Source organism: Kitasatospora sp. NPDC051705 (genome assembly GCF_044453265.1).
Taxonomy (GTDB): domain Bacteria; phylum Actinomycetota; class Actinomycetes; order Streptomycetales; family Streptomycetaceae; genus Kitasatospora.
The window spans coordinates 35,725-49,375 of the sequence record NZ_JBITCO010000034.1 but is presented as its reverse complement, the minus strand read 5'-3'; the positions used below and the strand labels follow the sequence as shown (position 1 = coordinate 49,375).

12 protein-coding genes are annotated in these 13,651 nt (G+C 73.8%); 9 read left to right on the top strand and 3 right to left on the bottom strand.

Translation table 11 applies throughout. The features are described from left to right. Nucleotides 1-49: 49 nt before the first annotated feature. On the bottom strand, nucleotides 50-1,690 hold the full coding sequence (gene pgm, locus ACIA8Q_RS30120; protein WP_360206806.1) for a phosphoglucomutase (alpha-D-glucose-1,6-bisphosphate-dependent): 1,641 nt from the start codon (nucleotides 1,688-1,690) through the stop codon (nucleotides 50-52). Nucleotides 1,691-1,941: 251 nt separating this feature from the next. After that, nucleotides 1,942-2,241 carry a YciI family protein gene (locus ACIA8Q_RS30115; RefSeq protein WP_360206804.1) on the bottom strand — a complete coding sequence of 100 codons (300 nt, stop codon included), beginning with the start codon at nucleotides 2,239-2,241 and terminating at the stop codon, nucleotides 1,942-1,944. 282 nt (nucleotides 2,242-2,523) lie between these two features. Between ACIA8Q_RS30115 and ACIA8Q_RS30110 the strand changes: the two genes are divergently transcribed. From ACIA8Q_RS30110 to ACIA8Q_RS30095, 4 genes are all read left to right on the top strand, one after another. Beyond that, nucleotides 2,524-2,697: a hypothetical protein gene (locus ACIA8Q_RS30110; RefSeq protein ID WP_360206801.1), complete on the top strand. Its 174-nt coding sequence runs from the start codon at nucleotides 2,524-2,526 to the stop codon at nucleotides 2,695-2,697. After that, nucleotides 2,694-4,082: an IS607 family element RNA-guided endonuclease TnpB gene (gene tnpB / locus ACIA8Q_RS30105; protein WP_360206798.1), complete on the top strand. Its 1,389-nt coding sequence runs from the start codon at nucleotides 2,694-2,696 to the stop codon at nucleotides 4,080-4,082. Before ACIA8Q_RS30110 ends, tnpB begins: the two co-directional genes overlap by 4 nt. 447 nt (nucleotides 4,083-4,529) lie before the next feature. Further along, nucleotides 4,530-4,907, top strand: coding sequence for a hypothetical protein (locus ACIA8Q_RS30100; protein WP_396317995.1), 378 nt, complete (start codon nucleotides 4,530-4,532; stop codon nucleotides 4,905-4,907). A gap of 62 nt (nucleotides 4,908-4,969) precedes the next feature. Beyond that, a complete protein-coding gene (locus ACIA8Q_RS30095; protein ID WP_360206792.1) occupies nucleotides 4,970-6,460 on the top strand; it encodes an FAD-binding protein in 1,491 nt (496 codons plus the stop codon). 107 nt (nucleotides 6,461-6,567) lie between these two features. Here the strand turns inward: ACIA8Q_RS30095 and ACIA8Q_RS30090 are convergent, their stop codons facing one another. Next, on the bottom strand, nucleotides 6,568-8,079 hold the full coding sequence (locus tag ACIA8Q_RS30090; protein ID WP_360206789.1) for a multicopper oxidase family protein: 1,512 nt from the start codon (nucleotides 8,077-8,079) through the stop codon (nucleotides 6,568-6,570). A 355-nt stretch (nucleotides 8,080-8,434) separates the two neighbouring features. Between ACIA8Q_RS30090 and ACIA8Q_RS30085 the strand changes: the two genes are divergently transcribed. The 5 genes from ACIA8Q_RS30085 (at nucleotide 8,435) to ACIA8Q_RS30065 (ending at nucleotide 13,643) form a co-directional block, all read left to right on the top strand. After that, nucleotides 8,435-9,814 (top strand): pyridoxal phosphate-dependent decarboxylase family protein, encoded by a 1,380-nt coding sequence (locus ACIA8Q_RS30085; RefSeq protein ID WP_396317994.1) that lies wholly within the window; start codon nucleotides 8,435-8,437, stop codon nucleotides 9,812-9,814. A 293-nt stretch (nucleotides 9,815-10,107) separates the two neighbouring features. Beyond that, nucleotides 10,108-10,794: a hypothetical protein gene (locus ACIA8Q_RS30080; RefSeq protein ID WP_360206783.1), complete on the top strand. Its 687-nt coding sequence runs from the start codon at nucleotides 10,108-10,110 to the stop codon at nucleotides 10,792-10,794. Further along, nucleotides 10,791-11,483 (top strand): DUF6875 domain-containing protein, encoded by a 693-nt coding sequence (locus ACIA8Q_RS30075; protein WP_360206780.1) that lies wholly within the window; start codon nucleotides 10,791-10,793, stop codon nucleotides 11,481-11,483. Before ACIA8Q_RS30080 ends, ACIA8Q_RS30075 begins: the two co-directional genes overlap by 4 nt. Before the next feature lie 248 nt (nucleotides 11,484-11,731). After that, on the top strand, nucleotides 11,732-12,514 hold the full coding sequence (locus ACIA8Q_RS30070) for a maleylpyruvate isomerase N-terminal domain-containing protein (RefSeq protein ID WP_396317993.1): 783 nt from the start codon (nucleotides 11,732-11,734) through the stop codon (nucleotides 12,512-12,514). Between the two features lie 322 nt (nucleotides 12,515-12,836). Next, a complete protein-coding gene (locus ACIA8Q_RS30065) occupies nucleotides 12,837-13,643 on the top strand; it encodes a hypothetical protein (protein ID WP_396317992.1) in 807 nt (268 codons plus the stop codon). Nucleotides 13,644-13,651: the final 8 nt, after the last annotated feature.

The following is a 13,651-nucleotide window of genomic DNA, read 5'->3' as shown; positions in this document are numbered from 1 at the left end:
CGGTGCGGTGCAGGAGACGCGGTGCGCCGCGGGGAACGCGCGGTGCGGGTCAGGCGCCGAGGACCTCGCCGACCAGGGTGCGGGCCTCGTCCTGGACGCGGGCGAGGTGGTCGTCGCCGAGGAAGGACTCGGCGTAGATCTTGTAGACGTCCTCGGTGCCGGAGGGGCGGGCCGCGAACCAGGCGTTGTCGGTGCAGACCTTGATGCCGCCGATGGGCGCGCCGTTGCCGGGGGCGTCGGCCAGGACGGCGGTGATCGCCTCGCCGGCGAGTTCGCCGGCGCTGACGCGCTCCGGGGACAGCCGGGCCAGGCGGGCCTTCTGCTCGCGGTCGGCGGGGGCGTCGACGCGGGCGTAGGAGGGGGCGCCGTGGCGGGCGGTCAGCTCGCGGTAGTAGGCGCTGGGGGTGGCGCCGGTGACGGCGGTGATCTCGGAGGCGAGCAGGGCCAGCAGGATGCCGTCCTTGTCGGTGGTCCACACGCCGCCGTCGCGGCGCAGGAAGGAGGCGCCGGCCGACTCCTCGCCGCCGAAGGCGATGGAGCCCTCCAGGAGGCCGTCGACGAACCACTTGAAGCCGACCGGCACCTCCAGCAGGTCGCGCTTGAGGTCGGTGGCGACGCGGTCGAGCATCGAGGAGGAGACCAGGGTCTTGCCGACGGCCGCGTCGGCGGGCCAGTCCTGGCGGTGGCGGTAGAGGTAGTCGACGGCGACCGCGAGGTAGTGGTTGGGGTTCATCAGGCCGCCGTCGGGGGTGACGATGCCGTGGCGGTCGGCGTCGGCGTCGTTGCCGGTGGCGATGGCGTACTCGGCGCGGCGCCCGATGAGGGAGGCCATCGCGGCGGGCGAGGAGCAGTCCATGCGGATCTTGCCGTCCCAGTCCAGCGTCATGAACCGCCAGGTCGGGTCGGTGACCGGGTTGACGACGGTGAGGTCCAGGCGGTGGGTTTCGGCGATGCGCGCCCAGTAGTCCACCGAGGCACCGCCGAGCGGGTCGGCGCCGATGCGCAGGCCCGCGGCGCGCACCGCGTCCAGGTCCAGCACGGCGGGCAGGTCCTCGACGTAGGTGCCCAGGAAGTCGTGGCGCCCGGTGGTCGCGGCGGCCAGCGCCCGCGCGTAGGGGACGCGCTTGACGCCGCGCAGGCCCTCGCGGATCAGCTCGTTGGCGCGGTCCTGGATCCAGCCGGTGGCCTCGGAGCCGGCCGGCCCGCCGCTGGGCGGGTTGTACTTGAAGCCGCCGTCGCGCGGCGGGTTGTGCGAGGGGGTCACCACGATGCCGTCGGCCAGCGCCTTGGGGCTGCGGCGGTTGTGGGCCAGGATCGCGTGCGAGACCGCGGGGGTGGGCGTGTAGCCGTCGGCGGCGTCCAGCAGGACGTGCACGCCGTTGGCGGCCAGCACCTCCACCGCGGTGACCTTGGCCGGCTCGGACAGAGCGTGGGTGTCGGCGCCCAGGAACAGCGGCCCGGCGATGCCCTGTTGGGTGCGGTACTCGCAGATCGCCTGCGTGGTCGCGGCGATGTGGTCCTCGTTGAACGCGGCGTCCAGCGAGGAGCCGCGGTGCCCGGAGGTGCCGAACGCCACCCGCTGGGCGGCCTCCTGCGGGTCGGGGTGCAGCGCGTAGTACGCCGTCACCAGCCGCGCCACATCCACCAGGTCCTCCGGCTGCGCCGGCTGCCCGGCCCGTGCGTGTGCCATCCGTCTTCTCCCGCCAACTTCCCGGTCGCGTCCTTGCCCCGTGCTCACCGATCGTAGCCAGAACGCGACCGTGCCCCGTACCCGGCGGGCGGGACGGGGACACGAACGGGACGCGAACGGGACGCGGACGGCGCGTCGACGGGCATGCGGACGCAGCCCCGCAGGGCCCGTGCGGGGCCGTCCGTACCCGCGCGGGGCCGTGCGGGGCCGTGCGTGCCGGGCCGTGCGGCCCGGGTGGTGCGGCCCGGGTGTCAGGCCGGCAGCTGCTGGCGGAAGGCGTCCAGGGCGGGGGCGGTGGTGGTGGCGAGGAACTCGGTGACGGTGTACGCGACCAGGCCCTCGCGGGAGAACGGGTCGGTGCGGGTGAGTTCCTCGATCGCGGCGCGGTCCTCGCCCAGGGCGATGATCACCCCGCCCTCGCGCGGCACCTTGCGGCCCGAGGCAAGGAAGGTGCCCGCCTCGTAGTGCGCGTGCAGCCACTGCACGTGCTGCGGCAGGACGGCGTCGATGCGCTCCAGCGGGGCGGTGTACGTCAGCTCCAGTACGAACATGCGACCAGGCTAGCCAGCACCCCGCGCGCCCCGGGCACCAGGGGGCGCGGACGCGGCGGTGCGGACGCGGCGGCGCGAGGTGGTGAACGCGCGGTGGGCGAGGGCGGATTCGAACCGCCACAGCCGGAGCGGGGGATCTCAGCAGCCGACGGTTCATCAAGGGTCGCCCTGCCTGATGGTCTGTCATGGTCGTCGACTCCCTGCCACTATCGTCGTTCTCGTGAAACGTCGTGACCGTCTCTCGTCAGGCTCGACACCGCACACCTCCCGGTGGTGCCGGAGGTGACGGGCCGACGCCTCGCAGTCCCCGATCAGAACGAGTCGGCCGGAGCCCCGACCCGCAACCACATCACCGACACGCTCACCTCGGTGTGCGGCTGCCCGTACGGGAAGCGGACCGCGCTCGGCCGCTCCTCGCGGACGGCAGCAGCTGCCGTCCGCGAGGGCGCCGCGTGATCGTCACCCATGCCTACCGATTCGCCCTCGACCCGACACCGCGCCAGGCACACGAACTTCTGCGGCACTGCGGAGCGGCCCGCGTGGCGTTCAACTGGGCCCTGGCGCAGGTGAAGGCGAACCTCTCCCAGCGAGAGGCAGAGCGGTCATACGGCCTCGCCGGGGACGATCTGACACCGGTCTTCGGCTGGTCGATGTACTCGATGCGCAAGGCGTGGAATCTGGCCAAGGACGACGCCGCACCGTGGTGGCGTGAGTGCTCAAAGGAGGCGTATGCCACTGGTCTGGAGCAGCTCGCCACCGGCCTGAGGAACTGGTCCGACTCGAGAAGGGGCAAACGCAGAGGCCCTGTGATGGGTTTCCCTCACTTCAAGTCCAAGCACAAGGCGGCGAAGTCCTGCCGGTTCACGACCGGAGCCATACGTCTGGAGGACGACCGCAGGCACGTCACGCTGCCAGTGCTCGGCACCCTCAGGACGCACGAGAACACCCGCAAGCTGCATCGCCGCATCGCGAACGGAACCGCCAGGCTCAAGTCCGCGACGGTGCGCCTGTACGCGGGTCGCTGGCACGTTTCCTTCACGGTCGAGGTCGAGCGGGGCAACCATCAGCCGTCCCGTCCGGGTGCGGTGGTCGGAGTGGACCTCGGAATCAGGACCCTGGCCGTCTTCTCCGACGGCCGCCCCGCGATGGAGAATCCCAAGCACTACGACGCCGCCTGCAGGAAGCTCGCCCGGTTGTCCCGCACCGTCGCCCGCCGCGTCGGACCCGACCGCATTGCCGGCCAGCGGCCCTCCAAACGCTGGCTCAAGGCCAACGACGCTCGCAACCGGGTCCACCACCGCGTAGCCGCACTACGACGGGACGCGATCCACAAGCTCACCACAGAGTTGGCCCGCGAGTACGGCACCATCGTGGTCGAAGACCTCAACGTCGCCGGAATGCTCAAGAACCACAGGCTCGCCCGCGCGGTGGCCGACGCGGGGTTCGGCGAGATCCGCCGTCAGCTCTCCTACAAGACCGCATGGAACGGCGGCCAGCTGGAAGTGGCCGACCGGTGGTTTCCCAGCTCCAAGACGTGCTCCGGCTGCCAGGCAGTGAAATCCAAGCTGCCCCTTCGGGTGCGTACGTTCGTCTGCGAGCGCTGCGGCCTGGTCATCGACCGGGACGAGAACGCCGCGCTCAACCTTGCCGCGATGATAGGGCGGCGCGTCGCCGGGAGCGGCCCGGAGACAGGAAACGGATCGCCGAGCCGACGTAAGACGAGACTCTGCCTCGCAGACGGCGCAATCTCCCGCCAGGGGCAAGAAGCGTCCACTCCGCATCGAAGCCCCGTGGTTTCGAGTCAGACGGTGACCTTCGTCCACTCACGGGCGAATCGCTGAGACTTGACCGAGTTCTCGGCGAGCGGCTTTACAGGCCCTCGGGTTTTCCTCTGCTCCGATCGCCTTCGGATGTCCTCACCCTCTTTACGCGGCAAGGACGTGCGCGGATCACTCGCAAGCGAACCGGCGGCCGCGGGAGGGTGGTGAGGCGGCGCAGGGCGGTGCGGTGCGGTGCGGGGGCGGCGGGAGGGTGCCGGGTCCCATCCTGGCAGGTCGCGGGGGGTTTCGGTAGGACGCAGCGCACGCGGATCGTGTCTTGTCGCCGGGGGCGCGCCGGCCGCAGACTCGTCGGCATCCACTCCTGCGGCCACGCGCCGGCCACCCCGTCCACGGGGGGCCGGTGTGCGTGCGTGTCGTGCTGCGCCCGGGCGGCAGGCGGTGGGCGGTGGGCGGACGAAGGGGGTTGTGCGGGTGTCGGTGCACGGGGATCTGGTGCTGAGGGCGCGGATGCGGTTGTTGAGTCACGACGGGCGGGTGCTGCGGGGGCGGGAGGGCCTGTGGGTGTACCGGGTGCTGTTCGGGGTGAGCCCGCAGGTGTACGGCTCCAAGCTCGCCCACGTGTTGGTGGAGGCGAGCGGGTGGGCGCAGGTGGCGGGGCGGCCGGCGGCGCGGCGGGCGCTGCTGGAGGAGGCGGTGGCGGCGGCGGGGGTGCTGGAGGTGGGGCATCCGTTCCGGGCGAAGGTGCTGGGGCGGGCGCTGGAGGCGCTGGCCGCACTGGAGCAGCAGGAGCGGCAGGGGCCGCAGGGGCCGCAGGAGCAGTGCGGGCCGCAGGGGCGGCACGGGCCGCAGGGGCGGCAGGGGTCGCAGGGGCGGGCGGGGTGGTAGGTGGTTGCGGGGTGATTGCGGTACAACAATCCGTATTTGACGACTGATCGGAGAAGTCTGGTATGAGCGGGTCGCAACTGTCGCGGCGGGCGGTGCTCGCGGGTGCGGGGGCCGCGGTGATCGGGTGGAGCACCGCCCGGGGGGCCTGGGCGGTGGAGGAGGGTGGCGACGTCGCGCGGCTGCCCGTGCTGGACGGGTCGGTGACGCTGTCCGGCGAGGGCCTGGAGCGGTTCGCCGGGGACTTCGGGCACCTGGTGTCGCAGCGGCCGCGGGCGGTGCTGCGGCCGGGCTCGGTGCGCGACGTGCAGCGGGTGGTGGCGTTCGCGCGCCGTCACGGGATCCCGGTGGCGGTCAACGGGCAGAGCGGGGACGCGGGGACGGCCGGGGCGGCGGGGCTGGAGTCGCACTCCAGCTTCGGGCAGGCCAACCCGCGCGGCGGGATCGCGGTCGACGCGCGCGGCCTGTCGCGGATCGTGTCGGTGGGCCCGGGGCGGGCCGTGGTGGAGGCCGGGGCGACGTGGGCGCAGCTGACGGACGCGGCGCTGGCGGTGGGGTGGATGCCGCCGTGTCTGACGGACTACCTGCACCTGTCGGTCGGGGGGACGCTGAGCGTGGGCGGGATCGGCGGTGGGGTGCAGCGGTACGGGTTGCAGGTGGACACGGTGGAGTCGGTGGACGTGGTGACCGGCACGGGTGAGCTGGTGACGGCCTCGCGGGCGGTGAACCGGGAGCTGTTCGAGGCGGTGCTGGCCGGTGGCGGGCAGGTGGGGATCATCGTGCGGGCGCAGCTGCGGCTGGTGCCGGCGCGGGAGCGGGCGCACGTGTTCTCGCTGTTCTACGACGATCTGGGGGCGTATCTGGCGGACCAGGAGCGGGTGATGGCGCAGGGGCGGTTCGACCTGCAGGTGGGTGACGTGCAGCGCAGCGCGGACGGGTCGCGGTGGCGGTACAAGGCGGAGCTGGTGGCGTTCGCGGACGCGGGGCGGCCGGTGGATGCGGGGGCGTTGTTGGCGGGGCTGCGTCCGGTGGCGGGTGAGACGCAGGTGGTGGAGCAGAGCTGGCGGGAGTACGCGTTCCGGGTGGACGCGTTCGCGGGGTACCTGCGGGCGGCCGGGTTGTGGGGGCTGGCGAAGCCGTGGCTGAGCCTGTTCCTGCCGGCGTCGCGGGCGCGGGTGTTCATGGAGGAGGCGGCGCGGGTGCTGTCGGCGCAGGACCTGGGGGCGGGGTTGTTGTTGTTCTACCCGTACGCGCGTTCGCGGGTGGGGGCGCCGTTGGCGGTGTTGCCGCGGGAGGAGGTGGGCTGGCACTTCGACCTGTTGGCGTTCCCGGGGCCGGGGGCGGACACGGGGGCGATGCTGGAGCGCAACCGGCGGTTGTACGAGCGGGCGGTGGAGCTGGGTGGGAAGCGGTATCTGATCGGGGCGGTGCCGGGGATGACGGGGGCGGACTGGCGGCGGCACTACGGCGGGTTGTGGGGGCGGGTGGTGGAGGCCAAGCGGCGGTGGGATCCGGCGGGGATCCTGACGCCGGGTCAGGGGATCCACGTGTCCTGAGGCGGCGACGTCGGTGCCGGGGCCGCGGCCGTGTTGCGCGGTCGGGGCCCCGGGGGGCGGGCCGGCCCGGGGCCCGGGCGGCCGGGGCCCGGGGGCCGGGGGCCGGGTCAGGCGATCTCCATCTGGGCCATCATGCCCATCGCGGAGTGGTCGAGCAGGTGGCAGTGGTAGGGGTAGCGGCCGCGGTAGGAGTCGAAGACGGCCTGCAGGCGCACGCTCTCGCCGGGCAGCAGGCGCACGGTGTCCTTGAGGCCGGCCTCCGCGGGTGAGGGGGCGGCGCCGTTGCGGGCCAGGACGCGGAACTGCACCAGGTGCAGGTGGAAGTTGTGCGGGACGTCCTTGTTGGCGTTGACGACCGTCCAGATCTCCGAGGTGCCGTGGGCCACCCGGGCGTCGACGCGGGCCGGGTCGTAGACCTTGCCGTCGATCAGGCCGCGGGGTTCGGCGCGCCCGTCCTCGTCGACCTGCAGCACCACGGTGCGTTCGCGGGCGGGCGCCGGCAGGGCGGGCAGGGTGCGCAGCACGGCCGGGACGGAGCTGGGGTCGTGGGCGGGGCGGGTGATGTCGAAGCGCAGGACCTGGCCGACGTGTTCGGTGGGGCCGGGCGGCAGGGTGTTGGTGAGGGCGATGCTGCTGCCCACCGGGTAGCGGGAGAAGTCGATGACGACGTCGGCGCGTTCGCCGGGCGACAGGTCGACGGTGTCGGTCAGGTGGGGGCGTTCGAGCAGGCCGCCGTCGGAGCCGATCTGGGTGATGGGGCCGCCGTCGGCCAGGCGCAGGGAGAAGAAGCGCAGGTTGGAGGAGTTGAGCAGGCGCAGGCGGTACTTGCGGGCGGCGACGTCGACCTTGGGCCAGGGGCGGCCGTTGGCGAGGATGGTGGTGCGGTTGAAGGGGTCGTCCATGCGGTAGACGAGGTTGCCGTCGGTGTCGAAGCGGGCGTCGCGCAGGGCGATGGGCAGGTCGTACTGGCCGGAGGGCAGCGGCAGGGCGCGTTCGGTCTCGTCGGTGAGCAGGTAGAAGCCGGCCAGGCCCCGGTAGACGTGTTCGGACTCCAGGTGGTGGGCGTGGTCGTGGAACCACAGGCTCGCGTGGGCCTGGTCGTTGGGGTAGGTGTAGGTGCGGGTGCGGCCGGTGGCGAGGAGGTTCATCGGGTCGCCGTCGCTGTCGGTGGGCACCCGGGCGCCGTGCAGGTGGACGGAGACGCCCTCGTCGAGGAGGTTGGTGTGGCGCACCACGACGGGGCGTCCGGAGCGGGCGCGGATGACGGGGCCGGGGAAGGAGCCGTTGTAGGTGAGGACGTCGGTGCGCAGGCCGGGCAGGATGCGGGCGGAGGCCCGCAGCATGGTCATGGTGTAGGTGTCGGTGCCGCCGGCGGTGGAGACCGGGGTGAGCAGCGGGGGCACGGGCATGGCGGTGGTGAACTTGGGGGCGAGGGCCGGTCCGGCGTCGGGGCCGGGGTCGTCCTGGGGGGTGGCGCCGTGGGTGTGGGCGTCGGCCTGGTCCTGGGTGCGGGCCGCGACGGTCTGGGCGGAGGCGGCCGGGCGCACGGTGGTGCGCATGAGCAGGACCCCTCCCCCGGTCGCCAGGGCGGCGCCGATCATCCTGCGTCTGGTCACCATGGTGTGTCCTCCTGCTCGCTGCCGGGGGGCGGCCGGGTGCCCGGGGCCCGTTCGCCTGTCCGCCCGCTGCCCGGGCGGGTGCGGTCCGGGCCGGTGGCGCCCCGGGGCCGTCTTCGCCGTCTTCCAGGGGGTGATTGCAGCAGCGGTTCCTAGCGCGCGGTTGGGGTCCGGCTGAGGCGTGGGGGGTGTGCGGCGGGCCGCGCAGGGGCTGGCCCTACCGGCCGGTACGGGGGGTGGGTGCGGGCGGGGGCGGGGCGGGTGCGGGTGAGCTGCGGGTGTTGCGGCCGGCTTGCGGGCGCAGGTCACCGTGGCTCGCGAAGCACTGGAGGATCCCTCGAAGGGAAGGGGCCGGAGCGTGGACCTGCGGTACTGGCTGCCGAGGGCGGCCGAGGTGGCCGAGCGGTGGGGCGAGCGGTTCGGGCCCTTCCGCCCGCACCCCTCGCACCAGGTGGAGGACGCGGACTTCGCCGTCGCGTTCGAGCGCTTCGCCAAGCGCCTGGAGCACAACTACCCGTTCTTCCATCCGCGCTACGCCGGGCAGATGGTCAAGCCGCCGCACCCGGCGGCGGTCGTGGGCTATCTGACGGCGATGCGGTTCAACCCCAACAACCACGCCTACGAGGGTGGGCCGGCCACCAACGACATGGAACGCGAGTGCGTGGAGCAGCTCGCCGCCATGTTCGGCCTGCCCCGGCACGTGGGCCACCTCACCAGCAGCGGCACCATCGCCAACCTGGAGGCGCTGTACGTGGCCCGCCAGAGCCATCCGGGGCTCGGGGTGGCCTACAGCGAGCAGGCCCACTACACGCACAGCCGGATGTGTCACGTGCTGGGGGTGGCGGGCCACGCGGTGGCGGCCGACGCGGCCGGGCGGATGGACGTGGACGCGTTGGAGGAGGTGCTGCGCACCGGGCGGGTGGGCACCGTGGTCGTCACCGCCGGGACCACCGGGGCGGGTGCGGTCGATCCGGTGCACGAGGTGCTGGCGCTGGCCCGCCGGTACGGGGTGCGGGTGCACGTGGACGCGGCCTACGGCGGGTTCTTCGCGCTGCTGGCCGCCGACGACGCGCTGGCGGCGGAGCTGGAGCTGGACCCGGCGCCGTGGCGGGCGGTGGCGGGCTGCGACTCGGTGACCGTCGACCCGCACAAGCACGGCCTGCAGCCCTACGGGTGCGGGGCGGTGCTGTTCGCGGACCCGGGGATCGGGCGCCACTTCGCCCACGACTCGCCGTACACCTACTTCACCGACGCCGAACTGCACCTGGGGGAGATCAGTCTGGAGTGCTCGCGCGCCGGTGCCTCGGCCGCGGCGCTGTGGCTGACCCTGCAGCTGCTGCCGCTGACGCCCGACGGGCTGGGCGCGGTGCTGGCCGGTGCGCGGCGCAGCGCGCTGGACTGGTCGCGCCTGGTCGGTGCGGACGGGAGGCTGACGGCGTACCAGGAGCCGCAGCTGGACATCGTCACCTACTTCGCCACCCCGGACGGGCCGTTGTCGATGTCGGGTGTGGACGCCGCCAGCGAGCGGGTGCTGCGCCGGGGCATGGCGGCGGAGGACGATCCGGTCTACCTGAGTCTGCTGCGGGTGGACGCCGCCGATTTCACGCGCCGCCACCGCGGTGCGCTCGCCGACGCCGCTACGGCGGGGGTGCTGCGCAGCGTGCTGATGAAGCCCGAGGCGCGGGAGTTCCTGCCGGCGCTGCACGCGCGGGTGGCGGCGCTGGCCGCCGGGGGCTGACCGGGGGCGGCGTCGCCGTACCCGCGTGGCGTGCCGCGCCGTTGCGTGCGGGCGCCGCCGTCCTGCCGCAACGGCGCCGTCGCCGTTGCACAAGCGCCGCCGCCGTTGCACAGCGCCACCGCACGGAGAACAGCTGTACCGCGCGGCACCGCCCGTGTCCGATCGCACCGCCGCGCCGCACCGGTGTACCCGCCGCGCGCCCTGCACGCGCGGCACGGCGTGCCCGCACCGCCGGGCCGCGCCTTGCCCCACCGCCCGCCCGTTGTCCGCTTGTCTGCCGAGGAGCGTGTCCGTTGACCACCGCCACCGTCCCGCCGGGCGCCCCCGCCGCCCGCCCGGCCGAGATCCCCAGTGCCCGGCCCGAGGGGCACCCCGTCGTGCGGGCCGCCCGGCCCGGCGAGGAGGCCGCCCTGTCCCGGGTGCTCGCCGCCGCGTTCCAGGACGACCCGCTCACCCGCTGGGCCTTCCCCGACGCCACCTACCGGGCCCGTGTCCTGCCCGCGTTCTTCCGCGTCTACGTCGACCAGTGCCTGGCCCACCGGGGGGTGCTGACCACCGAGGACCTGGACGCGGCGTTACTCTTCCTGCCCCCGGGGGTGTGGGAGCACCCCGACCACCACGGCCAGGACGCGGCCCGCGCGCTGGACGAGGCCGTGGACGCGGCGGCCCACCCGCAGAGCGTGCTGCGGCTGGCGGCGATCACCCGCCTGCAGGCGCGCCGTCACCCCCGCCACCGCCCGCACTACTACCTGGCGTTCATCGGCGTGCGCCCCGAGCGCCGTCACGACCTGACCGCCGCGGCCCTGCTGCGGACCCTGCTCGCCGAGGTCGACGCGGCCGGGCAGGCCGCCTACGCCGAGACCAGCTCCCCCGGCGGTGCGCACCTGTGCGCCCGCAACGGCTTCACCCGCTTCGGCGACGCCCTGGCCCTGCCCGCCGGCGGGCCGCAGCTGACCCCGGTGTGGCGGGGGCCCCGGTGAACGCGCCCGCCGCCGCCGAGGCCGGCCTGCGGGTCTTCGCCGCCGACGAGATCGACGCCGGGGCCGCCGACGCCCACCCCGAGGTCGCCGAGATCCTCGCCTGGAGCCGGCAGTTCCTCACCACCGCCCACCCCGACCTGGGGCGCAGCGGCCCGGTGTGCCCCTACACCCAGCCCTCGCTGCGCCGTGGTCTGTTCCACGTCGCGGTGGCCGCCGGTGGCGCGGCCGGTGACGGCGGCGGCACGGGGGCCGACCTGCCCGCGCTGGTGGGTGAACTGCGGTCCTGGTACGAGCAGTTGGTGGGTGCTCTGACGGAGGAGTCGGACCGGGAGCTGCTGACGGTGCTGCTGGTGCTGCCCCAGCTGGACCGGGCCGATTCCACGGTGCTGGACGAGTTGCAGCGCAAGGCCAAGGACGAGTTCGTCGAGCAGGGGCTGATGATCGGTCAGTTCCATCCGGTGTGCGAGGAGGGCGGTCTGTGGAACCGCTCGTTCCGGCCGTTGCGCGCTCCGGTGCCGTTGCTGGCGGTGCGTAAGCTCCTCGTCTTCGACCTGCCGTTCCTCGTCGACGACCAGGCGCATCTGGCGCACTACCTGGCCCGGTTCGCCCCCCAGGTGCCGGCGCGCATCCGTGACCAGCTGGTCACCGGGATGACGGAGCACCGGCGCAACGTGCGCCTGACCGCCTGAGCCCCTGACCGCCTGAGCCCCTGACCGCTTGAATCCCTGACCGCTCGACCGCTTGAGCGCCGTCCCCCTCTTCGGGCGCGGCCCCCGGGCGCGCGCGGGGCGCCACCGCCCCTTCCCCGGTCGGCCGGGCCGGCCGGCCCCGGGGCGGGGCCTCGCGCCCCGCGCGCGCCGCCGCACGCGCCCGCAGGGCTTGCGGCGTGCGGAAATTCGGTTGCCCCGCCCCCGCGGTGGGGTGATAGACAACCCGCGTGGACACCATTCTCGACTTCCCGGCCCTGCTGCGGCTGATCGGCGAACGCTCGGACGCCTTCCGCGCCGCCGTCGCCGCCGCCCCCGACCTCGACGCGCAGGTGCCGACCTGCCCCGAGTGGACGCTGTTCGACCTGGCGCAGCACATCGGCGAGGGGCGGCGGCGCTGGGCCGCCACCGTCGCCGCCGGGCCGGCCGACGCCCCGCCGCCGGCCTCGGTGTGGGAGGGTGGCGCCCCGCGCGGGCGCGAGGAGCTGTCGCAGTGGCTGGCGGAGTCCACCCGTCTGCTGCTGGACGCGCTGGGTCAGGCCGGTCCCGACCGGGGCTGCTGGACGTGGTGGGGCCCGCAGTCCCCGCCCACCAGCGGCGCGGTGGCCCGCCACCAGCTCCAGCAGCTGGCGGTGCACACCTACGACGCCCAGCTCGCCGCGGGCACGGGTGCCACCGCGCTGCCCGAGGAGGTGGCGCTGGACGGCGTCGAGGACTTCCTGTTCACCTGCTGTGCGACGACGGCGCCCTGGCCGCACGAGCCGTGCGTCGTGGACTACCACGCCGGTGAGGGCCGCTCGTGGCGCCTGGCGCTGTCCGCCGCCGGCGCGCACACCACCCGTCTGCCCGCGGGCGGCGCGCAGGCCGGTGCGGGTGCGGCCGCCTTCAGTGCCCTGGGCACGGCCGGCCAGCTGGTGCTGGCCCTGTACGGGCGGATCCCGGTGTCGGACCTGAAGGTCGAGGGCGATGTGCGGATCTTCGAGCAGCTGGCGGCCTGGGAGCCGGAGGTGTAGCCCCGACGGGCCGTGCCTTGACGGCACGTCACCCTTCGTTCGGCCCGGCACCGCCGTCGCCCCCCTTTCTTCGGCCTGGGGGGCGGCGGCGGTGTTCTTCGTTGCGGCGCCGATGCGGGTGGGTGCGGTGGCGGCCTTGTCGGGGGTGGTGGGCGATCTTCGCGACGCTCTGGTGTCACCGGCGTGACTCTGACACCATCTCAGCCGAGGTGAAGGGACCGTGTGCCAAGCGTTCACCTCGTCTGCATCAGCGTCGCCGTCGAGCGCCGAGAAGATTCCGAGGCCTGTTGTGAAGACCCTACGTACCCGCATACCCCACGTGGTGACGGTCGTGCTCATGCTGCTGGGCATGGTGAGCGCGACGGCCGCGACCGCGCAGGCGGCCCCGCAGCGCACCGCCGCTTCGATCGTCTGCTCCAACTCCCCCATCCCGCCGGGGTGGGTGATCACCAGCTCCTACAGCAGCTCCGGTTGTCCGGGCACCGGCGTCGCGTACACGATCGCGGACGTGAGCGGGCTGAACGGTGCGACGGTCTGCTCGATGTCGCCGATCCCCACCGGGTGGGTGATCACCAGCTCCTACAGCAGCGCGGGCTGCGCGGGCACCGGCGTCGCGTACTCGATCGCCAACACGGCCACCCTGAACGGTGCGACGGTCTGCTCGATGTCCCCGATCCCCACCGGGTGGGTGATCACCAGCTCCTACAGCAGCGCGGGCTGCGCCGGCACCGGCGTCGCGTACTCCATCTCCAACACGGCCGGGCGCGCCGGCGCCACCGTCTGCTCGATGTCGCCGATCCCGACCGGATGGGTCGTCACCAGCTCCTACAGCAGCGCGGGCTGCGCGGGCACCGGCGTCGCGTACTCGATCTCCAACACGGCCGGGCGTACCGGCGCCACCGTCTGCTCGATGTCGCCGATCCCCGCCGGGTGGGTCGTCACCACGTCCTACAGCAGCGCGGGCTGCGCCGGCACCGGCGTGGCGTACACGATCGCCGACACGGCCGGGCGCACGGGTGCGACGGTGTGTTCGTTCTCGCCGATCCCGTCGGGGTGGGTGGTCAGCGGTTCGTACAGCACCAGCAGCTGCTACGGCTCCGGTTGGGCGTACAACATCCGCAAGGCCTGATCCGGTGT

What these genes read in the sequence shown, in the direction of transcription:
- pgm (WP_360206806.1), bottom strand. Translation starts at nt 1,690, where the DNA reads ATGGCACACGCACGGGCCGGGCAGCCGGCGCAGCCGGAGGACCTGGTG.
- ACIA8Q_RS30115 (WP_360206804.1), bottom strand. Translation starts at nt 2,241, where the DNA reads ATGTTCGTACTGGAGCTGACGTACACCGCCCCGCTGGAGCGCATCGAC.
- ACIA8Q_RS30100 (WP_396317995.1), top strand. Translation starts at nt 4,530, where the DNA reads ATGCGGTTGTTGAGTCACGACGGGCGGGTGCTGCGGGGGCGGGAGGGC.
- ACIA8Q_RS30095 (WP_360206792.1), top strand. Translation starts at nt 4,970, where the DNA reads ATGAGCGGGTCGCAACTGTCGCGGCGGGCGGTGCTCGCGGGTGCGGGG.
- ACIA8Q_RS30090 (WP_360206789.1), bottom strand. Translation starts at nt 8,079, where the DNA reads ATGGTGACCAGACGCAGGATGATCGGCGCCGCCCTGGCGACCGGGGGA.